Genomic DNA, 24198 nt, shown 5'->3' on the forward strand with positions numbered 1-24198 from the left:
CAAATAAGATATAGATGAATCCAAATGAACCACCTGTTTTAGGAAGTGTAGTTCCTAATGGTGTATCATCAGCATTTATATCAAGAGATTTTTCTTCCTTAGCAACTACTTTTTTCTTAGTTTTTACAGGAACCGGAACATCTTCAGTTTCGTCTACATCGTTATCAATAACCGGAGCACCAAGAGCAGTATCATCATCTTCAATATCAATATCTTCGTTGTTATCTTCAGTCTCCGTAGTTGGAGTTGTAGAAACTTCTGCCGGTGCAGGAGATAAAGGAGTTGTATCATCCGGTATTGTTATGTTGTTTTCAGGTACTGTAGAATCTGTAACACCAGGATTAGTAGGAGCTGTAGGTGTTGTAATATTGTTGTTATTGTTATTGCCAGATTTCTTTAACTGACAGTAATAAGTTTTTTTCTTTGTCATTACAAAACAGCTTAACATCTCCATCTTTAATAGTTGTTAAAAGTTTTGAAAGCCAGTTTCCACCACCATCTTCTTTTTGATAACCAATTTTTGCTGTTAAAATATATGTTTCTCCTTTAATAAGATTAAGGGTAGTAGTTGCATTTTCAGAAAATGGTAAGTTTTTTCCTGTAACTCTAAGCAAATCTAATCCTACATTAGCACCTAAGTTTATTTTATCTGTCTCTACCGTAGCCTTAATAGGTGTCATATTAAAGAAGACAGATGTAAATGCTAAGACAAGCAGCTCTTTTCACTATCCTTTTAAGTAAATTTTATAATAAGTGTACTCCTTAAAGGTTACAAATTAGTTACAAAAAGGTAATAAATGTACTATGAATTTTTGGGACATACAATTCCCATAAGATTTTCAATCATGCAGTGTAAGAGTCTACTTCTTTCGTTATCAGCAGCCTTATAAAACATTTCTTTGCCGTTTCTTCGACCGGTGATAAGACCACCGGCTTTTAACTGTTTTAAGTGATGGGATACGGCAGGGCTTGACATATTTACCATAGCAGAAATATTGAGTACACAGTCTTCACAGTGGCAGAGCAGCCAAAAAATACGAAGTCTGCTTCCGTCTCCCAGCAGTTTAAATACATCTGCAACAAGATTAAAGTCATCAATAACGGCAAGTTTTGCGAGGGCGTATTCATGATGCTTGTCATGATTATGCTCATGTGGTAAATGAAATTCTGACATATATACTCCTTAAATTAAGCTTATCTGTATTGCCGAGTGCCAAATATTTTTGACACATATAGGATAATATACAGAAGTATAGCATATTATAAAAAAATCTACAAATAATTAAATTCGGTGAAAAATTTGTGAAACATTTGATTATTTTACTAATTATATATTATAATAGCAGTAAGACTAAAGTAAGGAGATTAAAGTACAATGAAGTTATTTACATTTGCCAAGCAATCAAGAAAGATGGCAATAATATTTTTAATGTCATTTTTAATAGGTACTGTAGGACATACATATACTTCTTATGCTTCAGAGACTGTGTCAAATGATGATATGCAGACTATGTATATGTTAAGAGCCCAACCGTTTTTAGATGCTATAAATAGTGATTATTATAAGCCTGTTAACACTTCCGCAATGTTTGAAGAAGCTATAAAAGAGGTTAAGCAGGATACATCATTTGACCAATTTATGAAGATTTTGGTATCAAAACTCAATGACAAATATTCTGAATATTTTACAGAAGATGAAATAAAGAATTTTTCAGCGGCAATGAGCGGGAAGTTTTTTGGCATAGGCGTTGAAGTTAGCAAAGATAATAATACAGGCGGTATTATTGTAAAACGGGTTTTTGAAAAGAGCCCTGCTGAAGCTGCCGGCTTAAGAATTGATGATATTATAATCAAAGTAAATGGAAGAGATATATCTACATTGGGTCTTACAGATGCTACTGCACTTATGAAGGGTGAAAAAGGAACCGAGGTAGAAATTACTGTTTTAAGAAATTATAATGAAATAAAATATACAGTTGTAAGAGATGAAATTGCCTTAGACTCTGTTAAATCAGATTTTAATGAAAAAACTAAAATAGGTTATCTGAGTGTTAACAGTTTCTTGGATAATACTGATGAAGCTTTTGATGAAAAACTTTCAGAGCTTGAAAAAAAGGGAATGAAAGGACTTATCATAGATTTAAGAAATAATGGTGGAGGCTTAGTTGATTCTTCTTTCAATATGGCAAACAGAATCCTTAAAGCAGGCAAAAAGGTTTTTGGCTATGAATATAAAAGTGGAACCAGAACAGATTTTATAGCTGAAGATAAGTCCGGTGAACCGGATAAGATTGTAAATCTTCCTATTTATGTTCTGATAAACAGATACTCTGCAAGTGCTTCTGAACTTTTTACAGGTGCCCTTGTAGATAATAAGGCAGCTAAGACAGTGGGAGAAAAAAGTTTTGGAAAGGGCGTTGCACAATCTATATTTACCGCTTCTGATATTTTTGGTAATATAACCGGTGCTCTTAAAATAACCACTTTTTACTACTATCTTCCTAATGGAGAGAGTATAAATGAAATAGGTATAACACCTCAATATAAAGTGAAAAATTCTTTAACTGAGGATGGAACGTTAAAAGAGGATAAGCAGTTGAAAAAGGCTGAGAAGCTTTTACTCAAAGATATTAAAAATAATTCAAAGAAGAAAAAGAAAAAATAAGTGTAGAATAGGGGCAGATAAATTATAGCTGCCCCTATTTTTTATATTGCTTTTGAAGCCTGTTGGTATTCCTCTCCCAAAAAACTCCATCGGCATATCCTTGAATGGTATTATCTTCGTCTGCCATCTGAAGTCTTTTCTCAGCCCATACGCAATATTGTTCGTTCTGTTCTATTCCTATGTAATGCCTGCCAAGTTTTTTTGCTGTAACGGAGGTAGAACCTGAGCCTAAAAACGGATCCAGTATTACATCGCCTTTATTTGAACTTGCAAGAATTAACTTTGCCAAAAGTTTCTCAGGTTTCTGAGTAGGATGAGCGGTATTCTCAGGCATAGACCAGTAAGGAATAGAAATATCATCCCAAAAATTGGACGGATAGGTATTGCGAAATTTTCCATCTTCTGTATCCTCCCAGTCTTTTGGTTTTCCATCTTCTTTGTAAGGTGCAATTACACTTCTTCTGATTTTTACATCTTCTACATTGAAAGTATACTCTTTAGAATTGCTTACAAACCAAATATCTTCCATTCCGTTTTTCCAATTGCTAAGTGCTCCCCGTCCCTTTTCTCTCTGCCAGGTAATGCGGTTCAGCACATTAAAATATTGCTTAAGTACCATAAATATGGAAGAACTTGAAAGCCAGTCACAACAAACATATACAGTAGCATTTTTTTTAAGAAGAGGCTTTACAAGCTCTACCCAGGTTTTGGTATATTCACCATAAATTTCATCACTTGTTTTTTTAAATTTATTTCCATGGAAATTTTTATCAAGGTTATATGGCGGATCAACTATGAGCAAGTCCACACTATTTGAGGGCAAGAGTTTCAATACTTCAAGGGTATTTCCGATTATAGTCTTGTCCAAAACTTCGGAAAGTTCCACTTTTTTTTCTAAAGTTATACATCTTTTAAAATATTCTTTTCCATCTTCCACGGATATATCAATTGTTTTATTTCTGCCGGCTTTCATTTTATTATCCTTTATAAATGTTATTATTTTTTTATAACATGATTATGACATATAAATTCATTAAAAACAATTGTAAAGGAAGATTTCTTTATAAGAATTGTCAGGCTGTCTCCTGTTAGAAATACGGTGAATATGAATCTATACATTGATTTAATAAGTTTTCAATACTATAATTAATAAGATAGTAAGAATAGGTGTAAACGAAGAATCTGTACAGCAGATTTAAAAGCCCCGATATTAAAGATAGTAAGGAGTCTACATGGGAAAAATATTTATTGCTGATGATGAAAAAAATATAAGAGATTTGCTGGGGAGGTTTTTAGAAGATGCAGGACATAAAGTAAGGCTTTTTAGCAATGCAAATGATTTACTTTCTGTGCTTGAGAATGAAATTCCTGATATAGTAGTGCTTGATGTAATGATGCCGGGGATGGATGGTTTCACTGCCTGCAGTAAGATACGAAAAAATCATGCAGATATTAATATTATTTTACTGACTGCAAGAGATACTGATGCAGATTTTATGACAGGTTTTAATGCCGGCTGTGATGATTATCTTACAAAGCCGTTTTCACCATTAAAACTTACCCTGAAAGTAAATGCAATTCTTAATAAACTTGAAAAAAATGAAATAAAGGCTGTGGAAGAGGAAAAAATATTTGGAGATTTAACCCTTAATGATGACTCGTTTTCATGTAAATCGGGAACAACAGATTTGAAACTTACAAAGACGGAATTTCAGGTACTTTCTCTATTGCTTGAAGCACCTGAAAAAGCTGTATCAAGGGATAAACTGCTTGCAGATATTTGGGGTTATAGTGAGGTTGAAACAAGGGTTACGGATGATACAATGAAGAGGCTTAGAAAAAAATTAAAAGAAGCGGAAAGTAATGTTGTGATAGAAACAATTTGGGGCTTTGGCTTTAAGTTAGTATTGGCGGGGGATGTATGAAAAAGAAAAAATTATTGAACAGGATTTTCATGATTCCGTCATTTATAGTTATTATATCCATGCTTGCAGTATTTTTATTCTTTCAGATTATTTCAGACCGGTATATTAAGGCATTGACATATGATGCTCTTAAAAATGAAATGGATAATTTGGGCAATGTGGCTTATGAAGAGAATGATTCAAAAGAAGAGGATGACCTTGCAGATACTTCTTTGATAGCACCGGTTCTACATCTTGTTATGGATACTGATGGAAAACTGATATTTCCGGCTGCGCCCTGGTACTATGATTATGAGGTGAAAATTGCAAAAGCTATATCAGATGCAACTACGGAGGAGCCTGAGGCATACAAAGACTCTCCACGCAAGCTGAATATAGGAGGAAATTTTTATTTGGTTCAGGCAAAGAATTGTAGCGGAATTATAGAAAATGGGACTTTTTTTCCGGATGATTCGGATAAAAATAAAAAAGATTATCATTTAATATTTTATATCAATATTACTCCTATACAAAATTTTATAGATAATGTAAATTTGGTGCTTATGGCAGCCCTTGCACTTTCGGGAGCAGGCTCTGTACTGTTTCTGTTTTTAACAACCAGAAAGGCAAATAGAGATTTTGATAATCTTAAGTCATATCTTATTTCAATAGGAAAACACAGACTTAAGGTGGGAGGTGGCTGTCCAAACTCTCATTATTCTGAGATAGAAGCTGTAATTACTACTGTTAATGAAATGTCTGAAATGATTTTAGAAAGTGAAAATATTCAAAAAAGATTTTTTCAGAATGTATCGCATGAACTTAGAACTCCGTTAATGTCAATTCAGGGTTATGCAGAGGGCATAAAGTACAATGTAATACCTGAAAAGGAAGCTTCGGAAGTTATTCTTAAAGAAAGTGAAAAAATGGCTTCGCTTGTAAATGAAATCCTCTTTCTTTCTAAAATGGAAACAACGGAGCCTGAGTTTGAAGAGGTAAATATAGCGGAACTGATGGCAGAAATTATAGATAATTTTAAGATTATGTCCAAAGAAAATAATATAGATATTTTATCTGAAATTAAGGCAGAGCCTATAATTTCCGGTGATGTTAAGTTACTTGAAAGACTTCTTGGAAATTTGGTATCTAATGGAATAAGATATGCAAAGTCAGAAATGAAACTTTCTTGTGAAATTATTAACAATAATGTTGTTATTAAAGTTACTGATGATGGAAGTGGCATAGCAAAAGAGGATTTGCCACATATTTTTGAGAGATTTTATAAGGGAAAGGGAGGAAAGTTTGGCATAGGGCTTTCTATGGCGAATGATATAGCGAAACTGCATAATGGCTCCTTGGAAGCGGCTTCGGATGAAAATGGAACGGTATTTACATTTACTTTGCCACAAATTTCCCACACTTTTTCCTAGGATTCCTTACATTTTGAGGGAGATTTTGCCTAAGTTTAAAGGCTATACTATACACAGATAAAACAACAAGACATTGTTTATCAAAAATAAAAATTAAACATAAACCTTATAATGAAAGGAAGGTATTTAGTATGAACAAATTAGCAGTTTTATTTATGGTAGGAAGTTTAGTAGTTTCAGGAGCTACAATGGGCTTAAACACAGTTAAGGCGGAGGACAAAAAGCCGGCAGAAACAAAAATCATTGATAAGGATAAGGATTTAAAAGAAACAGACAAAGATTTCTTTGCTTATCCGGGAAATACTGATTTTAGAGAATTGGATAAAAATTTCTTTGCCACTCCGGATAAAATTCTTCCAAAGACAGGCGGAGATAAATTACTATCTCAAATTCTCAAAAAAGATAAAAAACTTACAAAGGCAGAGAAGAAAACAGTTAAAGATAAGTATAAAAAGATTGTAAAAGCCCGTAAGGAGATTGAGGCTACGGCAAATAAGATAGAAAAGATAACAAATAAAATCACAGATAATTGGGCGATAGAAGGTGAACTTAATAAGATTAATGGTGAAAATCAGTCGATTTGGGATAAGCTTTATGAGAAAGCAACTGATAAGGATCTGGAAATAAAGGATATGGTAAAATTTATTCAGTCTTCAACTGCTCTTACAGATGATGAGAAGGCAACTCTTATAAAGCAACAGGAAGAGCTTGATAAACTTGGTGAGGAATATAAAAAGCAGTATGAGAAAGTTGAAGAAGCTACCAAAGATTTGAAAGCTAAGTTGGATGGACTTTATAAGGATATTGAGAATCTAATGGATGAAATGAAGCCGTTAGCAAATAAGTTGGGCAAAAAATTTAAGGAGAATTTTGGATTTGCGGATATGCTGGCATACTAAAATACGGTTCATCTGTAAGTAAAAAATATATATTAGATGGGGCTGTCGGATAAAACGGCAGCTCCAATCTTGTGTATAATCATGCTTTTTAAATAAACAATAATGCAATTACCGACTTTCTATGGTAGAATGATAAACCGTAGGAAGTTTTTTTATATGAAGAAGATAAGTAAGGCTTGGATGATGGAATAGAGGAGATAAGTAATGTCTGAAAAACAGAAAATATTAGTAGTGGATGATGATGAGGATATATCTGAACTTATATCTTTGTATCTGATAAAAGAATGTTTTGATACTAAGAGGGCAGAAGATGGTGATGCGGCACTTAAATTGTTTAATGAATATAAGCCGGATTTAATTCTGTTAGACATAATGCTGCCGGGAAAAGATGGATATGATGTCTGTAGAGAAATAAGGAAGACTTCAAAAGTTCCTATAATTATGCTTTCTGCAAAGGGAGAGATTTTTGACAAGGTACTGGGACTGGAACTTGGAGCAGATGATTATATGATTAAGCCGTTTGATTCTAAGGAGCTTGTGGCGAGGGTAAAGGCGGTACTTAGAAGGTTTGCTCCGGCTGAAAACAGCATCAGTAATACGGAAAATGTCGTAAATGCAGATGAAGGAGTAAATATAAACAGAGTTCGATATTCTGATTTGGAAATAAACCTTACCAACTATTCGGTTACTTATTATAATGAAAGGGTGGAAATGCCTCCAAAAGAGTTGGAATTATTTTACTTTTTAGCATCACATCCTAATCAAGTATTTACAAGGGAGCAGCTCCTTGATAGAATTTGGGGGTATGAATACATAGGTGATACAAGGACGGTAGATGTACATGTAAAACGCCTTAGAAAGAAGATAAATGACCATGCAGAGTGGAGGCTTTCTACGGTATGGGGAGTAGGATATAAATTTGAAACATTGACAAGGAGTTAACAAATGAAAAATTTGATTGTAGCACAGTCCGGAGGTCCGACCGCAGCTATAAATGCTACTCTTTCAGGGGTTATAAAAGAGTGGTTAAGCAAGAAGAAGAACAATGGAGCTAAGGTCTATGGTGCAAAATTTGGTGTAGAAGGCATACTTAAGGAAAATATTATTGATTTAGGAGAGCTTTCAGAGGATGATTTGGATAAGCTTATGCGTACTCCGTCCTCTGCCCTCGGCTCTTGTAGGTATAGGCTGGCAGACCCTAAAAAAGATGAAACTGATTTTAAGAGGGTTTTAGAGGTATTTAGGAAATATGATATAGGTCATTTTGTGTATATAGGCGGTAATGATTCTATGGACACAGTATATCGCCTTTCGGAATATTTTAATGAGCAAGGCATAACCGACATTACAGTAAATGGTGCTCCAAAAACAATTGACAATGATTTAAATGGAATAGATCACTGTCCGGGGTTCGGCTCTACTGCAAAATATATAGCTACGGTGTGTAGTGAACTTGCGAGAGAAGTAAGGGTTTATGACAAGGAAAATATACTTATTGTGGAAATTATGGGAAGGAATGCAGGCTGGCTTACAGCGGCGGCAGCCCTTGCAGCAGAGAAAGACGAAGAAGTTCCTTATCTTATTTATTTAAGTGAGGTTAAACTTTCGGTAGATAAATTTGTAGCAGATTTAAGAGAGGTTATGAAAAAGTCTAAGAATGTAATAGTTGCCCTAAGTGAGGGAACGGTAATTGAAACAGCGGGTAGAGCGGATTCTAACAGTGAGGTTGATGCGTTTGGTCACAAACAGCTTGGTGGAAACGGAAGGATTCTTGAAAAGGTACTTAAAGATGAACTTAAGTATAAGGCTAGATATATAGAGTTAAGTCTTATTCAGAGATGTGCTTCACATTGTATGAGTGAGACGGATATAATGGAGTCAGTGGAGCTTGGAAGAGTAGCTGTAAGGCTTGGACTTGAAGGAAAATCGGGCAGAATGGCAAGGCTTACAAGAATTTCTGATGAACCTTACAAGATAGAGTATTCTTCAGTGGACATTAAAGAGGTAGCAAATCTTGAAAAGAAGGTTCCGTTAGAGTGGATAAATGAAGGTGAGAATGGTGTTACTGAGGAAATGCTCAGGTATTTAAGACCGCTGGTTAAGGGTGAGATGAGCTGTAGATATAAGGATGGAGTACCGGAGTTTTTTGTGATTTAAGTTGAAAAATATAAAAAATCCATAGTAAATAAAATACATGATAAACTGGGAAAACATGCCGCAACCCTGAAAAGGGATTGTGGCATGTTTTCCCAGTTTAGTTTATTGAGTTATTTAGGGAAATTATAAATCAGTTTTTATTTCTTTAGTTTCGATATTATCTTTAGCAACAGGAGCCTCAACCTTTACATCAATAGAAGAACCGATAGCCTTACCGGTAAGAGTTGCTTTTACTAACTCTCTTATATCTATGCCCAGTCCATTAGTAACCTTATCTAATGAAGTCATAATATCACCGACCATTTTTCCACTGTTGCCATCACCATACATTGTAATAGAATCAACATTATTAAGAGGTTCTGCAACTGCCTTTGCAATATCAGGAAGAACCTTGACAAGCATTTCAATAACTGCGGCATCTTTCATTTTAAGCATAGCCTCAGCTTTCTTATCTAAACCTTCTGCCTCTGCATTAAGCTTCAGTCTAATAGCCTCAGCTTCAGCCTTACCCTTTGCTTCAATAGCCAAAGCCTCTTGTTCGGCGGCATATTTTTTGGCTTCTGCGGTAGCCTTCATAGCTTCTGCTTCCTGTACTTTCTCATATTTCTCAGCTTCAGCCTTATTCATTTTTTCTATTTTTTCAGCTTCAGCCTGTTGCTGCCTCTTATATTTCTCAGCTTCAGCCTGTTTCTTGACTTCGGCATTAAGCATCTGTTCCTTAACACGAACTTCTCTTTCCTTAACCTCGGCTTCTTTCTCCTGCTTAACAATATTAGCCTCAGCACTCATTCTTTCGATTTCTTTTCTCTGAGTTTCTTTTTCAATAGCATAAGCAGCATCAGCCTTTGCCCGTTTAAGTTCAGCTTCAACCTTAAGCTCTGACTGTCTTATTTCAAGTTCATTATTTTTCTGAGCAATTTCAAGGTCGGCTGCAACTCTGGCATCATTAGCCGCCTTATCTGAACGTGCCTGTTGTTCAGCTATTTCCTGTGTTGCTATAGCTTTAGCTTTGGCAGCATCTTTTCTGATTTTTTCTGTATTGTCAATTCCGAGATTTGTGATAACACCATTCTCATCAACAACGGACTGAATGTTAAAGGCTACAATCTCAAGTCCCATTTCTTCAAGGTCTTTAGTAGCATTTTCCTGAACTTTTTCGGAGAACATGGCTCTTTCCTGAACTATAGCCTTAAGTTCCATCTGTCCGATAATAGCCCTAAGATGTCCTTCAAGGGTATCTCTTGTTTCATCAGCAATCTGCTCAGTCTTTTTGTATAAAAAGTTTCTTATGGCTGCGAGAAATACTTCTTGTTTACTTGTACATATACGTACTTTAACAGCGGCATCTACTTTAACATTAATAAAGTCATAAGTAGGCACATAGTCACTGGTTTTAGTATCTATGGCAACCATTTCAGCAGTCATTACATCAACTCGTTCAAATACAGGAACTTTCCAGCCGGTACGTCCATGAATTATTCGTTGTCCTCTAGGTCCTGAAACAACCTTAATTTCACTTGGACTGGCAGATACAAAACCTGCAAAGAATAAGCCTACAATACCTATAAGAACAAGTATTAAAATGATAATAGTTACAGTAAATTCAGGCATATTTTAATCTCCTTTGGTTTATTTCTACATATATTTTCTCAAAAAATTATCAAAAAATCAATATATTTTGGTAAAAAGAATAAAATATGCCACAAATCTGTAAATATAAGGATTGTGGCACATGATTATTTGGTTGAATAACAAGTTATATGAAAGCTTGTTGAATCATAATGTGACTTAATTGAGAAATTTTACTATATCAAAATAATAATTTACAATCCGACCTGTCAATTTCCTTCATAATTCCTTCTCCAAACTCACCATTAGATACTATGACATCAAAGTCTGCAAAATCAGCAAGCTTAAAATATCCCTCTTTAAACTCTTTACTATTGTCAAGTAGAAGTACAGATTTGTAAGAGTTTTTTATCATTTCCTTCTTGCAGAGAGCCTGAGAATCATCACCTTCAAAAATGCCCTGCTTTGTTATTGCCTTGCTGGAAAGGAAGGCTATATCAGCACGAAAATTGCTTATAAAGGCTGATGCATATTCTCCTATTATAGAGAGGCTGCGATTTTTAAGTACACCGGGGCAGATGTAACATTTAATATTAGGATAGTTATTTAGCTGGCTTGCGATATTTATTCCGTTTGTTATAACAGTGAGATTGCTATATGGCTTTAAATAAGGGATAAACAAGCTGACAGTTGATGAGGAATCAAGGAAAATTACCATATTATCCTGCAACAGTGTGCGCGCACGTTTAACAAGAGCCATTTTTTTGTCTGTATTTTCCATCTTTCTTATGTTGATTGAATTTTCAGAGGAACTTGGAGAAATAAGGCTGATTCCGCCATGATGTCTTTTAACCATTCCTTCTTCTTCAAGTGTAATCAAATCTCTACGCAATGTAGACCTTGACACATAAAGTTTCTTGCACATATTGGTGATATCACCGACACCATTTCCATTTGTAAGATAAGCTAAAATTTGTTTCTTTCGTTCAATATATTTCATAACCTGTCTCCGTATTGTTATTTGATGTTTTAAAATTACTATCCACTTTTTAACAGTATATCACCTTTTTATAATAAAGCAAAGAAAAAATAAATAAAAATGAACAATTAAGAACTAAAATGAACAATAAAATGGTATTTTAAAAAACTAATTCAAATATTTTTTCAAGTATAGCTAAAATGTTCATAATATGCTATTATCTACTTTAGACAACAGTTGGTAAAAAGCCACAAATTAACTTGCTGTTATAGAGTATATTTAATAAAAGTATCAATAAAACTGAAAAATGAATTTATATTTATTGAAGGAGCAGATATGAAGAAAGCACTGGCAATAGATATGGGAGCTACCTCAATACGTGGAATAATCGGATATATAGAGGATAATGAGGTAAAACTTGAAGAAGTAATGCGGTTTTCACATGAAATAAAAAGTTCAAATGGACGATTACGTTGGGATTTTGATGAACTTTTGGAGAAAATTGTTAGTACTATAAAAGAAAATGCAAATGAAATTTCATCGATAGGTATAGATACCTGGGGTGTTGATTTCGGCATTATAGATAAAGAGGGTAAGCTTATCGAGCATCCTGTCTGTTATAGAGATCCAAAGCATCAAGAAGGGTATGAAGAAGCCTTAAAAACTCTTGGTGAAAAGGAAATTTTTGCTGAAACAGGAACTCAGATTATGAGTATAAACACTTTATTTCAGCTATTGACTTTAAGAAAGGTTAGTCTGGAGACTTATGAGAAAGCTGAAAAATTACTGATGATGCCTGATTTAATACAGTATCTTTTGACAGGTAATATGGTGGGTGAGGAAACAATTCTTTCTACTACTCAGATACTTAATCTTAAGACAGGTGATTATAGTGAAAAGTTGTTAAAGGAACTGAACCTAGACAGGAATAAACTTCCTAAGATAGCAAAGGCAGGAAGTATTACGGGGAATGTTAAAACAGGACTTATAGAAGAACTTAAAGATTTAGATGTAGATGTGGTTTCCGTATGTGGACATGACACAGCGAGTGCAGTTTTACTTACAAAGGTAATGACTGATAGTGATACAATGTTCTTAAGCTGTGGAACCTGGTCACTTTTTGGAATAAGAGCAGAAAGTCCAGATTTATCTGAAAAAGCTTATGACAAAGGGCTTACCAATGAATTGGGATTTGATTCCACACCGCTTTTATTTAAGAATCTTACAGGACTTTATCTTCTTGAAAAATATAAGACAGGGCTTGAGAAAAAGTTAGGAAGAAAGCTTGGCTTCGACGAGATTACAGCTTATGTGGAAGAATCGCTTAAGAAAGAAGAAACTATCAGTAATCTGATAGATATGGAAGATTCAAGATTTGGAAGTGAAGAGGCTGATGCTAAAGAAGTTATAGATGAATATCTTAAAGAAAATGGACTGAAACTTCCTGAAAATGAAATGGATTATTTCAGAGTTATCTATGAAAGTATGGTAAAGAAATACTTGGAAGTAAAGAAAGCACTTGAGGAAATATCAGGTAAGAAATATGGAAAAGTCCATATGATAGGTGGAGGAGCAAAATCATCACTGCTTTGCAAACTGATAGCTAAAAGGCTTGAAGTAAGTATAACCGCAGGACCTTATGAGGCTTCCGCACTTGGCAATATCTTAGTACAGCTAAAAGCACTCGGAGAAATAAAAACTATCGAAGAAGGGCTTGAAGCCGCTTATAAATCACAGGAAATAAAAAAATATTAACATATCAATATTTTCGAATTACTTATGAATATAGATTTAATTGAAACATTTTCAAAGATTTATAATTTGGATTTATGATAATTCGGGAATACACATTAAGGAGGAAAAGAATATGAGTTATCCAAAAATCGGTATCAGACCAACTATTGACGGACGCTGGGGCGGTGTTAGAGAGTCTCTTGAGGATCAGACAATGGGAATGGCTAAGAGGGCTAAAGATCTTATTGAGAGTGAGCTTAGATATCCTGATGGAACACCTGTACAGTGTGTAATTTCACCATGTACAATAGGCGGCGGCGGTGAGGCTGCTAAATGTGAAGAATTTTTCTCCACTCAGAATGTAGTCGGTACTCTTACCGTAACACCTTGCTGGTGCTACGGTACAGAGACTATGGATTTAAACCCTAACACAATCAAGGCTGTATGGGGATTTAACGGAACTGAAAGACCGGGTGCAGTTTACCTTGCAGCAGTTATGGCAGCTTATGCACAGAGAGGGCTTCCAGCATTCTCAATTTATGGACACGAAGTTCAGGATAAAGACGATACAACAATTACAGAAGATGTTAAGAAGAAAATTCTTGATTTTGCAAGAGGAGCGGTTGCAGTAGGTCTTATGAAGAATAAGTCTTATGTAAACCTTGGTTCAGTATCTATGGGTATTGCAGGATCTGTTGTAAATGTAGACTTCCTTCAGAAATATCTTGGAATGAGAACTGAATGGGTGGATATGACAGAGATTTTAAGAAGAATCGAGCTTGAAATCTATGATCACGAAGAATATGAGAAGGCTCTTAAATGGGTTCGCGAGAATTGCAAAGAGGGTTATGATACAAATGCAGGCAAAGACTTCCCAGAAGTAATAAAGAAGTCCAGATGGATACCTGATGATAAGCAGTGGGAGTTCTGTGTTAAGCATGCACTTATTGTTAGAGATATACTTAAGGGCAATCCAAAGCTTGCAGAAATTGGCTGGCACGAAGAGTCACTTGGAAGAAATGCCATAGCAGGCGGTTTCCAGGGACAGAGAATGTGGACAGACTGGCTTCCAAATGCGGACTTTACAGAGGCTATTACAGCTTCAGGTTTTGACTGGAATGGAAAGAGAGAGCCTATTCCATTTGCAACAGAGAATGATACACTTAACGGCGTATCTATGATGCTTGGATGGCTTGTAACAAATAAGGCTGCAATATTTAGTGATGTAAGAACATATTGGTCACCTGATGCAGTTAAGAGAGTAACAGGAAAAGAACTTACAGGTAGGGCAGCAAACGGTATTATGCATCTTATTAACTCAGGTGCAAGCTGCTTGGACGGCTCCGCAGCAGCTAAGAACGAAAAGGGCGAAGGCTGCATGAAGGAATGGTGGAACCTTACAGATGAGGATATTAAGGCTCTTACAGAGGCTACTGACTGGTGCAGAGCAAACTATGAGTACTTCAGAGGAGGCGGTTTCTCATCACACTTTAAGACAGCAGCAGAAATGCCTGTAACTATGATTAGAACCAATATTGTTGAGGGTGTAGGCCCTACTTTACAGGTAATTGAAGGTTATACCTGCGTACTTGATGATGATGTACATAAGGTACTTGATGAAAGAACAGATAGAAGCTGGCCAACTACCTGGTTTGCTCCAAACCTTACTACAAAGTCAGCAGACAGTGTTTATAATGTAATGGCTAAATGGGGCGCTAACCACGGAGCAACAGTTTACGGACATGTTGGTGACAGACTTATAACTCTTGCATCTATGCTTAGAATACCTGTTGCTTTCCACAATGTAACAGAGGATAGAATCTATAGACCACATTCATTTAACGGATTTGGAACTACAGATTTAGAGAGCCAGGATTTCAGAGCTTGTGCTTACTACGGACCACTTTATAAGTAAAAATAGAATTTGCGAGATAAAGCAAATTGTTTTCTAAGTTACGCCGGAGCTGATAAATGTCCAGACTCGCTCCGGTTTTTCTGAAAGATACTATTGTAAGCCTTATGGTGTTCACGAAAAACCTAATGCGCTCGCTTAGGCATTATCAGCTCCGGCTGTTTAATTGAAGACCTAGTGAGTTGGTATAGTTTTACTAATTTGAATTTCAGACATCAGCTACGAATGATAAATTCTAAGCGAGCGCATTAGGCGTAGCGAAGCGGATGCCGGAGCGAGTCTGAAATGTTATCATTCGTAGCGTCAACTTAGATAATGAATTGAAAATATAAATTTATGTGGTTGGTGGTTGTAGGATAAGAACGGCAGCACAAGTCTTAAATTTATATGAGAGAAGATAGAAAAAGAAAATAGAAGCGTCTTAAAAAGACAGCGGAGGATGAAATTATGTTAATGGAAAAAGCAAGAGAGGAGCTTGTTAAATATGGTAAGAAGCTTGTAACAGCAGGGCTTACCAAGGGAACAGGCGGAAACTTAAGCGTATTTGACAGAGAGAATAAGATGGTAGCTATTACACCTTCAGGAATTGATTTCTTTGAAATTCAGCCTGAGGATATAGTAATAATCGACCTTGACGGAAAGACCATAGAGGGAACCCGTACTCCTTCATCAGAGTGGGAAATGCACCTTATGCCGTACAGAACAAGGGATGATATAGATGCAGTTATCCATGCACATGTTATGTATACAACCGTACTAGCCTGCCTGCGTGAAGAGCTTCCTGCAACCCACTATATGATAGCAGTGGCTGGACCTACAGTAAGATGCGCTGAGTATGCAACTTATGGTTCACACGAACTTGCAGTAAATGCAGCTAAGGCAATGGAGGATAGAAAGGCTGTTATCTTAGCAAATCATGGTGTGCTTGCCGGAGCAAATGACCTTCTTAATGCATTTAATATAGTTGAAGAGATAGAGTATTGTTCTGAAGTTTATGTGAAGGCCAGAAGTATTGGTGAACCGGTAGTTCTTCCTGCAGAGGAAATGACACTTATGGCTGAAAAATTTAAGACTTATGGACAGAAGAAGAGTATAAGGGAATAGCTTTTGCTAAGGAGTAAATATGGGTGATTTAATACTTTCAATGAAGGGAATTACCAAATCCTTTTCAGGTGTTGCTGCACTTAAAAATGCAGCACTTGACCTGAAAGCAGGTGAGGTTGTAGCTCTGATGGGAGAAAATGGAGCCGGCAAATCTACTCTTATGAAGATTTTGACCGGTATATATTCAAAAGATTCCGGCGAAATCAAATATATGGGACAGGAGGTCTGTTATAAAGGACCTGCTGAGTCTGAGGAGGCAGGAATTTCCATTGTTCATCAGGAGCTGAACATGATGAATGATTTAACCGTAGCTCAGAACCTTTTTATCGGACGCGAAGAAATGAACGGATTTCTGATTGACGATAAAAAGATGAATGAGAAGGCTAGTGAATTGTTCAAGGTTTTGAAAATAGATATCAATCCGGCTGAAAAAATTGGAAATCTTACAGTAGGAAAACAGCAAATGGTAGAGATTGCAAAAGCTATTTCTTCAAATGCCAAAGTTATTATCTTTGATGAGCCTACTGCAGCACTTACCGACTCTGAAATAGAGGAGCTTTTTAAGGTAATCAGAGACCTTAAGGAAAAAGGAACCGGAATGGTTTACATCTCCCACAGAATGGATGAGATTAATGTTATTTCAGACAGAGTTATAGTAATGAGAGACGGAGAATACGTAGGAACTCTTATTACTAAAGAATGCAGTAAAGATGATATTATCAAGCTGATGGTTGGAAGAACCATTCTTGGCGAGCCTAAGACAGTTTCCAATGTAGCTAAAGATGCTCCTGTAGTACTTAGATGTGAAAATCTTAACAGAGGTAAGGCTGTTAAAAAAGTAAGTTTTGAACTGAAAAAGGGAGAGATTCTTGGTTTCTCAGGACTTATGGGAGCAGGGCGTACAGAGGTAGCCAGACTTATCTTTGGTGCAGATAAGAAAGATTCAGGAAAAATATTTATAAATGGTAAAGAAGTTACTATAAATACTCCTGAGGATGCAGTAGCACATGGTATAGGCTATCTTTCTGAGGATAGAAAACGTTATGGTCTTATAGTGGATAAGTCAATAGAGGAAAATACAGTTATTGCCTCATTAAATGACTTTGTAAAAGGAATATTTATAGATAAGACAAAGAGCAAGGAAGTTTCGCAGAAATATGTAGAGAGCCTTAAAACAAAGACTCCTAGCGTATCGCAGCTTGTTAAGAAGCTTTCCGGCGGAAATCAGCAGAAGGTAGTTATAGCCAAATGGTTAGTAAGAAATTCAGATATCCTTATCTTTGATGAACCTACAAGAGGTATAGATGTAGGTGCTAAGAGTGAGATTTATGCACTTATGGAAAGTCTTGCAAAAGAAGGGAAATCTATAATAATGATATCATCAGAGTTGCCTGAGGTACTTCGTATGAGTGACAGAATAATAGTCATGTGCGAAGGAAGAATTACAGGAACTCTGGATATTGCAGAGGCTAACCAGGAAGTTATTATGGAATCTGCTACAAAGCGTTAAGGGGAGATTAACAATGGATATTAAGAAAATATTTTCAAATCAGCGTGCAATAGTTATTGCAGCATTAATCTTAATTTGTCTTGCTTTTTCGGTTATTACGCCGGATAAATTTCTTCAAATAACTACATTTACCAATATTGCCAAGTCAGCATATTATGTAGCATTTATGGCAATAGGTGTCACCTTTGTTATTTGTACGGGCGGTATTGATCTTTCTATCGGTACTATTGCAATATGTACGGCTTTAATAGGCGGAACTCTTATGGAAAAGGGGCTTCCGATGGGGCTTGTACTCCTTGTAATACTTTTAAGCGGATGTATTTTCGGGCTGATAAACGGGCTTATGGTAGCCAAGCTTGGACTTCCTGCTTTTATAGCAACACTGGGTACGATGATGATGTCAAGAGGTCTTGGCTCTATTGTATCGGGAACCAAGACAATATCTTTCCCACAGGGTGATTCAGTTGGAGCTTGGTTTAGAGAGTTTTTTATGATTACAAAGGACGGGGGGATTTTACCTAAGAACTTTCCTACAGGTTTTGTGATTCTTGCAGTAATTGCAGTAATTATGGCTCTTATATTAAATAAGACAAGGACAGGACGTTATATTCTTTCAATAGGCTCTAACAAGGAAGCTACAAGGCTTTCAGGTATAAATGTAGTTAAGTATGAGACTTTAGCTTATGTATTTTCAGGATTTTTTGCAGCCCTTGCAGGTATTGCTTATGTAGCAGTATTTACAACTGCACAGCCAAATACAGGTAACGGTTTCGAGCTTGATGCCATTGCCGGTGTGGTTATCGGTGGTACTTCTCTTGCAGGTGGTGTAGGTACTATACTTGGTACTATAGTTGGTGTATTTATTATGACAGTATTAAAGATTGGTTTCCCTTATATCGGGGTACAGTCACATTATCAGCTTTTTATTACCGGCATTATTCTTATCTTCGCAGTATATATGGATGTACTTAACAGGAAGAGAGGAAAATAACAGATATTTTAACGAAGAACCCATTAATTCCAAAAGGCACTCAAATATTAAGGGGTGCAAGTAAATTTGGATTAATATATTTAAGGAGGAAAAACAAATGAAAACAAGGAAACTTATGGCAGCACTTCTCAGTACAGTAATAGTGGTATCAGCGCTTACAGCCTGTGGAGGTGGCGGAGCAAAGACAAGCTCAACAAAGTCTGCTGCAAGCACAAAGTCAAGTGCTACAAGCACAGCAAAGTCAAGTGCAGCTACCAGTACACCTGCAACAACAGATGGTGGCACAAAGCATATCGATGTTATAGCTAAGGGCTTCCAGCATCAGTTCTGGAAAGCAGTAGAACTTGGTACAAAGAAGGCTGCTGAAGAGTTTGGAGTTGAAGTTACTTTCCAGGGACCTGATAATGAGTCAGCTATTGCACAGCAGGTTGAGTATTTAAATACAGCTATAGCTAAACAGCCTACAGCTATCTGTCTTGCAGCTCTTGATACTCAGGCCAGTATCCCTTCAATCCAGCAGGCTATGGAAGCAAATATTCCTATTATAGGATTTGACTCAGGTGTTCCAAATGCTCCGGAAGGCGCAATTAAGGCTAATGCTTCTACAAACAATGCAGTAGCAGGTGCTTTAGCAGCAGAAGAGCTTTATAAGTTGATTGAGTCAAAGGTTAAAGATGCAAAAGAGCCTGTAAGAATCGGTGTTGTAGCTCAGGAGTCAAACTCACAGTCTATCGTTGACAGAACAAAGGGATTTGTAGACAAGATGACAGAGCTTTGCGGAGCAGACAATGTATCTGTAGAAGGACATGACAGCTTAAAGAACGAGAAATCAGGTGCTAAGGTTGTGCTTGATGTAGGTATCCCTGCTGAAGTTAAAGACGTAGATGCAGCAGCAGTTGCTTCTGCTATACTTGAGAAGAATGATCTTATAGCTATCTATGGTTCTAATGAGTTTGCGGCTAATGCTATAATTACAGCTAACGAAGGTCTTGATAAGATTGGTGAAGGCAAAGTAGTTGCAGTTGGTTTTGATGCCGGTAAGAAGCTTCTTGATGCAGTTAGAAGTAAACTTTTTGCAGGTGCTGTAACTCAGGATCCTGTACAGATTGGTTATCAGGCAGTTAAGCTTGCTGTAGAAGCAGCAGATGGAAAGAGCGTAGCTGACGTTGATACAGGTGCTAAATGGTACAATGCTGACAATATGGATGCAGACGACATTAAGCCTTGCTTATATGAATAATCTGTAGGTTATAGGGGTGCCTAAAATAACGGCACCCCATTATGTAGAATTAATGTGTTAAAACATTCACAAATAAGAAAGAGGAAGCTTATGTTAAAGAATATTCCTAAGATATTATCACCAGAACTTTTAGCAGCCCTTTGTGAGATGGGACATTCAGACAGACTTGTAATTTCAGATGGAAATTTTCCAGCTCATACTATAGGGAAAAATGCAAAAGTAATAAGGCTTGACGGACATGGAGTGCCTGATGTGCTTGAGGCTGTATTAAAATTATTTCCACTTGATACTTATACTGAAAAATCAGTTTCTCTGATGGAAAAGGTTCCTGGAGATACTGTGGAAACTCCAATCTGGAAAGAGTTCGAGGACATAGTGGCAAAATATGATGAGCGTGGTACTAAGACCATTGGCTTCATCGAAAGATTTAAGTTTTATGAGGAGGCAAAGACCTCTTATCTCATAATAGCAACTTCTGAAAAGGCTCTGTATGCAAATATTATGTTGCAGAAGGGTGTAGTTACAGACTGAGAGTCTGAGAAAATGGAGGAAAAAAAGATGGCTAACAAAATTGTATTAAATGAGACTTCTTATCATGGAGCAGGAGCAATTAAGGAAATTACTGTAGAGGCTAAGAACAGAGGCTTTAAGAAGGCTTTTGTATGTTCAGATCCTGATCTTATTAAGTTCAATGTTACAAGCAAGGTAACAGATTTACTTAAGGCTGAAAATATGGACTTTGAAATCTATTCTGAAATCCAGCCAAACCCAACAATCGAAAATGTACAGAGTGGTGTAGCTGCATTTAAAAAAGCTGCGGCTGACTATATTATTGCTATAGGTGGCGGTTCTTCTATGGATACAGCTAAGGCTATCGGTATCATCATTACAAACCCTGAGTTTGAAGATGTAAGAAGTCTTGAGGGACTTTCAGCTACAAAGAAGCCTTGTATACCTATTTTTGCAGTTCCTACAACAGCAGGTACAGCAGCAGAGGTAACAATTAATTATGTTATTACTGATGTAGAGAAGAAGCGTAAATTTGTATGTGTAGATCCGCACGATATCCCTGTAGTGGCATTTGTAGATCCTGAGATGATGAGCTCAATGCCTAAGGGACTTACAGCTTCAACAGGTATGGATGCACTTACGCACGCTATCGAGGGTTATACAACTCTCGGTGCAAATACAATTACGGATATGTTCAACTTAAAGGCTATCGAGCTTATTGCAAAGAGCCTTAGAGGAGCTGTTGAGAATACAAAAGAAGGCAGAGAGGGTATGGCTCTCGGCCAGTACCTTACAGGTATGGGCTTCTCTAACTGCGGTCTTGGTATAGTTCATTCTATGGCACATTCTTTGGGTGCTGTATATGATACACCTCATGGTGTGGCTAATGCTATCCTCCTTCCAACAGTAATGGAGTACAACGCAGAAGCAACAGGCGAGAAGTTAAGAGATGTTGCTATAGCTATGGGTGTTGAAGGTGTAGAGAAGATGAGTCAGGAAGAGTATAGAAAGGCAGCAGTTGACGCCGTGAAGAAGCTTTCACAGGATGTAGGTATTCCTGCCGACCTTAAGGCTATAGTTAAGCCTGAGGATCTTGACTTCCTTACACAGTCTGCTATGGATGATGCCTGCAGACCTGGTAATCCAAAGGAGCCTACTTTTGAGGATATTAAGAACCTTTACCTTAAGCTTATGTAATGCATAAATAGCTTTATTTGTCCATATCAGAACCAGACAGAAAAAAGTCAGGTTTTGGTATGGACTTTTTATTTTTAAAATCTTATTTCTTCAGACAAAATATGTCCAGTCTGCTTTATATAATACTAATATAACAGCTGTTAGTAATTAAGTTAATTGGCAGAAAAGGAGAGATTGATTATGAATAAGATTAAAAAAATTTTAGCTGTTCTGGTAATTATAGCTGTTTTTATAGGTGTGACAGACACAGTTAAGGCATACTCACCACCTGAGCCGGATTTCTTTCATACTATTTATATTAAACCACCCATCACAAATAGTATAATCTACAAATCAGAAACTTACTTAAAAACAAAATTTGGAAGAATAAATTTAAATGAAGAGGCCTATAAAAACTTTAGATCGAAAGATAAGATAAATAAAAAAGCTATTTTCTATTATGTATCGAAACATTTCAAAGAAATTAAGTATTCTCTTATACTAAAAAAATATGATGGAAAAGAAGTAAATATAAAAAGGGTAGTCGCAGGTATATCAAATGAAACTGTAAAAAAGGCTATTGCAGACAATATTTATCAGGCAGTACAAGGTAAGAAAAAAGGTAATCTCATAAAATTAGACTTAAATAAAATTCTAAATGAAACATATATTGAAGTTGATCTTAAAAATCAAATTATTTCACAGGTTGTAAAAGGTAAAAGAGTGATAACTGCGAATGTAGTTACTGGAGATACAAAGAAAAAAGCACAGACTTCTAAAGGTTTATTTACAGTAATCTATATGCAGAAAAATAGAGTATTACATTATAGAGATTTTGATAATTCGTTTAAATCAGACTTTGTTGAAAGATGGATGAGATTTGATGATGCTAATTCAATAGGAATACATGATGCTCCATGGAGAAAAAATAGCTCAGACTGGTCAAAATCGGCTTATAAAAACAGACATGGCTCACATGGTTGTGTAAATACACCGACAGAAGCAGTTAAGACAATTTATGACAATGCGTACAACGGTATGCCTGTAGTAGTTTATTAAAAATATTTTCAAATACGAGGAGGAAGTAAAAATGCTTAGAATGATTGATTTTAGTAAGGCTGTAAAGTATTACAAACCGTCTTATGATAATGTAGTTGTTGCATTGGGGAATAATAAATATGAAATCTTTTATGAAAATAATGATTTTGGTTTCATTGATTTTATCCTGTTTCCTTATGTTTGTCCTGATTGTGAAGAATATGAGCAGATAAAGGAAATAACAAAAGAAGAATATATGCTTGAATTGGCTAAGTTTGTATCTGAGAATTCACACAAAAATCAGATTGATAAAGCTGGTATTGATTACTTTGCAGGACATATACAGGCTGTAGTAAATGGTGTGACTACAAATAAAGAAAAAATAGTTGCCTATCTTCATGATACGGTTGAAGATACTCCACTTACAATAGAGAGAATAAAAGAATTGTTTGGGGAGGAGATAGGCGAAGCAGTATTTGCTATTACAAAGTCTAAGGATGGGAGCCTGTCTTATGATGATTATATAGAGAGGGTGAAAGCAAATCCTTTAGCAAGAGCAGTTAAAATATCAGATTTAAAGCATAATATGGATTTGTCAAGACTTGAAAAAGTTGGAATTACAGAGAAGGATATTAAAAGGGCAAAAAAGTATCAGAAGGCACTTAAAAAATTACAGGAATAAGTTTTTAGGACAAAATGTGTCCAGCTAAATTGCTATACTTTAAATATAATAATAGAAGAGGAGATAACGATATGACATTATTGGAATTATTTGGGAAGTATTATACTGGATAAGTCACAGACAAAGCAAAAATTAAAGAAATTTATAAAAATGAAGATTTTGATGATAAACTTGAAAGTTTTTTGAACATTATTTTTATAAAAAAGGAGAAGAACATGAAACACGAAGGAAACTTATTTTACAGAGAGTATGACAAAGACTTGAACAGCTACGAGGCTAACAGGGATTATGAAGTAGTATTTGGCAAGAATCTGGATCTTCTTATGATTCCAGAAGAGCCAGCAGAAGAAATATATTATAAAGCAGGAGGGCTTTACCAGATTAGAGCAAAAGAGATGTCAGGCTATGCAGATGAGACTGGCAAAATAGTCATTCCTTGTATTTATGAGCATGGATATGCATTTTCAGAATCAGGGCTTGCTTTTGTAGTTACAAGAGATGGAAAGAAAGGCTATATCAACAAAGGAAATGAGATGGTAATATCTTTGCCAGAAGATATAGAGCAGGGAGGAGTTTTTGAACAGGGACTGGCTTATATAACAGATGGCAAGACCTATATGTTTATAAATGAAGATGGAAATAGAGTATTTGGCGAAGATTTCCTCTTTACAGAAGGATTTGCAGAGAATGGAATTGCT

23 protein-coding genes are annotated in these 24198 nt (G+C 36.0%); 17 read left to right on the forward strand and 6 right to left on the reverse strand.

Annotation, left to right across the window (positions count from 1 at the left end):
- The 3 genes from ACTTKP_RS06410 to ACTTKP_RS06420 form a co-directional block, all read right to left on the reverse strand.
- Positions 1–430, reverse strand: a 430-nt coding sequence (locus tag ACTTKP_RS06410; RefSeq protein WP_442553079.1) for a hypothetical protein, incomplete at its 3' end; no start/stop codon positions are given.
- A complete protein-coding gene (locus ACTTKP_RS06415; RefSeq protein WP_442553080.1) occupies positions 381–680 on the reverse strand; it encodes a hypothetical protein in 300 nt (99 codons plus the stop codon). The genes ACTTKP_RS06415 and ACTTKP_RS06410, both read right to left, overlap by 50 nt.
- Before the next feature lie 122 nt (positions 681–802).
- Positions 803–1174 (reverse strand): ArsR/SmtB family transcription factor, encoded by a 372-nt coding sequence (locus tag ACTTKP_RS06420; RefSeq protein WP_442553081.1) that lies wholly within the window; start codon positions 1172–1174, stop codon positions 803–805.
- 201 nt (positions 1175–1375) lie between these two features.
- On the opposite strand from ACTTKP_RS06420, the gene ACTTKP_RS06425 reads away from it, so the two are divergent.
- The gene (locus ACTTKP_RS06425; RefSeq protein WP_442553082.1) at positions 1376–2665 is read left to right on the forward strand and encodes a S41 family peptidase; all 1290 of its coding nucleotides are present in this window, start codon (positions 1376–1378) and stop codon (positions 2663–2665) included.
- Between the two features lie 34 nt (positions 2666–2699).
- Here ACTTKP_RS06425 and ACTTKP_RS06430 read toward each other — a convergent pair whose 3' ends face one another.
- The gene (locus ACTTKP_RS06430; RefSeq protein WP_442553083.1) at positions 2700–3638 is read right to left on the reverse strand and encodes a DNA-methyltransferase; all 939 of its coding nucleotides are present in this window, start codon (positions 3636–3638) and stop codon (positions 2700–2702) included.
- Positions 3639–3897: 259 nt separating this feature from the next.
- Here ACTTKP_RS06430 and ACTTKP_RS06435 point away from each other — a divergent pair, with 259 nt between their 5' ends.
- From ACTTKP_RS06435 to ACTTKP_RS06455, 5 genes are all read left to right on the forward strand, one after another.
- Entirely contained in the window at positions 3898–4590 is a 693-nt protein-coding gene (locus ACTTKP_RS06435) for a response regulator transcription factor (protein ID WP_442553084.1), read from the forward strand.
- On the forward strand, positions 4587–5999 hold the full coding sequence (locus ACTTKP_RS06440) for a sensor histidine kinase (protein WP_442553085.1): 1413 nt from the start codon (positions 4587–4589) through the stop codon (positions 5997–5999). The genes ACTTKP_RS06435 and ACTTKP_RS06440 overlap by 4 nt, the downstream gene beginning before the upstream one ends.
- 131 nt (positions 6000–6130) lie before the next feature.
- Positions 6131–6898 (forward strand): hypothetical protein, encoded by a 768-nt coding sequence (locus tag ACTTKP_RS06445; protein ID WP_442553086.1) that lies wholly within the window; start codon positions 6131–6133, stop codon positions 6896–6898.
- 204 nt (positions 6899–7102) lie between these two features.
- Positions 7103–7840 (forward strand): response regulator, encoded by a 738-nt coding sequence (locus tag ACTTKP_RS06450; RefSeq protein WP_442553087.1) that lies wholly within the window; start codon positions 7103–7105, stop codon positions 7838–7840.
- A 3-nt stretch (positions 7841–7843) separates the two neighbouring features.
- Entirely contained in the window at positions 7844–9055 is a 1212-nt protein-coding gene (locus ACTTKP_RS06455) for a 6-phosphofructokinase (protein ID WP_442553088.1), read from the forward strand.
- Between the two features lie 123 nt (positions 9056–9178).
- Here the strand turns inward: ACTTKP_RS06455 and ACTTKP_RS06460 are convergent, their stop codons facing one another.
- Both ACTTKP_RS06460 and ACTTKP_RS06465 read right to left on the reverse strand, forming a co-directional pair.
- A complete protein-coding gene (locus ACTTKP_RS06460) occupies positions 9179–10666 on the reverse strand; it encodes a flotillin family protein (RefSeq protein WP_442553089.1) in 1488 nt (495 codons plus the stop codon).
- Between the two features lie 199 nt (positions 10667–10865).
- Positions 10866–11624 (reverse strand): DeoR/GlpR family DNA-binding transcription regulator, encoded by a 759-nt coding sequence (locus ACTTKP_RS06465; protein ID WP_442553090.1) that lies wholly within the window; start codon positions 11622–11624, stop codon positions 10866–10868.
- Between the two features lie 315 nt (positions 11625–11939).
- Here ACTTKP_RS06465 and ACTTKP_RS06470 point away from each other — a divergent pair, with 315 nt between their 5' ends.
- The 11 genes from ACTTKP_RS06470 to ACTTKP_RS06520 form a co-directional block, all read left to right on the forward strand.
- A complete protein-coding gene (locus ACTTKP_RS06470) occupies positions 11940–13358 on the forward strand; it encodes a rhamnulokinase (protein WP_442553091.1) in 1419 nt (472 codons plus the stop codon).
- 112 nt (positions 13359–13470) lie between these two features.
- On the forward strand, positions 13471–15252 hold the full coding sequence (locus ACTTKP_RS06475) for an L-fucose isomerase (RefSeq protein ID WP_442553092.1): 1782 nt from the start codon (positions 13471–13473) through the stop codon (positions 15250–15252).
- Between the two features lie 444 nt (positions 15253–15696).
- Positions 15697–16353, forward strand: a complete 657-nt coding sequence (locus tag ACTTKP_RS06480) for an L-fuculose-phosphate aldolase (RefSeq protein WP_442553093.1) — start codon at positions 15697–15699, stop codon at positions 16351–16353.
- A gap of 19 nt (positions 16354–16372) precedes the next feature.
- Positions 16373–17863, forward strand: a complete 1491-nt coding sequence (locus ACTTKP_RS06485) for a sugar ABC transporter ATP-binding protein (protein WP_442553094.1) — start codon at positions 16373–16375, stop codon at positions 17861–17863.
- A gap of 13 nt (positions 17864–17876) precedes the next feature.
- Positions 17877–18854 carry an ABC transporter permease gene (locus ACTTKP_RS06490; RefSeq protein WP_442553095.1) on the forward strand — a complete coding sequence of 326 codons (978 nt, stop codon included), beginning with the start codon at positions 17877–17879 and terminating at the stop codon, positions 18852–18854.
- 97 nt (positions 18855–18951) lie between these two features.
- Positions 18952–20094 (forward strand): ABC transporter substrate-binding protein, encoded by a 1143-nt coding sequence (locus ACTTKP_RS06495; protein WP_442553096.1) that lies wholly within the window; start codon positions 18952–18954, stop codon positions 20092–20094.
- Positions 20095–20184: 90 nt separating this feature from the next.
- Entirely contained in the window at positions 20185–20625 is a 441-nt protein-coding gene (locus tag ACTTKP_RS06500; protein WP_442553097.1) for an RbsD/FucU family protein, read from the forward strand.
- A 27-nt stretch (positions 20626–20652) separates the two neighbouring features.
- Positions 20653–21801, forward strand: coding sequence for a lactaldehyde reductase (gene fucO / locus ACTTKP_RS06505; protein ID WP_442553098.1), 1149 nt, complete (start codon positions 20653–20655; stop codon positions 21799–21801).
- A 180-nt stretch (positions 21802–21981) separates the two neighbouring features.
- Positions 21982–22839, forward strand: coding sequence for a L,D-transpeptidase (locus ACTTKP_RS06510; RefSeq protein WP_442553099.1), 858 nt, complete (start codon positions 21982–21984; stop codon positions 22837–22839).
- Between the two features lie 31 nt (positions 22840–22870).
- Positions 22871–23500 carry a hypothetical protein gene (locus tag ACTTKP_RS06515; RefSeq protein WP_442553100.1) on the forward strand — a complete coding sequence of 210 codons (630 nt, stop codon included), beginning with the start codon at positions 22871–22873 and terminating at the stop codon, positions 23498–23500.
- Positions 23501–23715: 215 nt separating this feature from the next.
- Positions 23716–24198 (forward strand): WG repeat-containing protein (locus tag ACTTKP_RS06520; RefSeq protein ID WP_442553101.1); only part of this gene is annotated, 483 nt, incomplete at its 3' end.

It is taken from the genome of Catonella sp. (assembly GCF_052169795.1).
Lineage (GTDB): Bacteria > Bacillota > Clostridia > Lachnospirales > Lachnospiraceae > Catonella.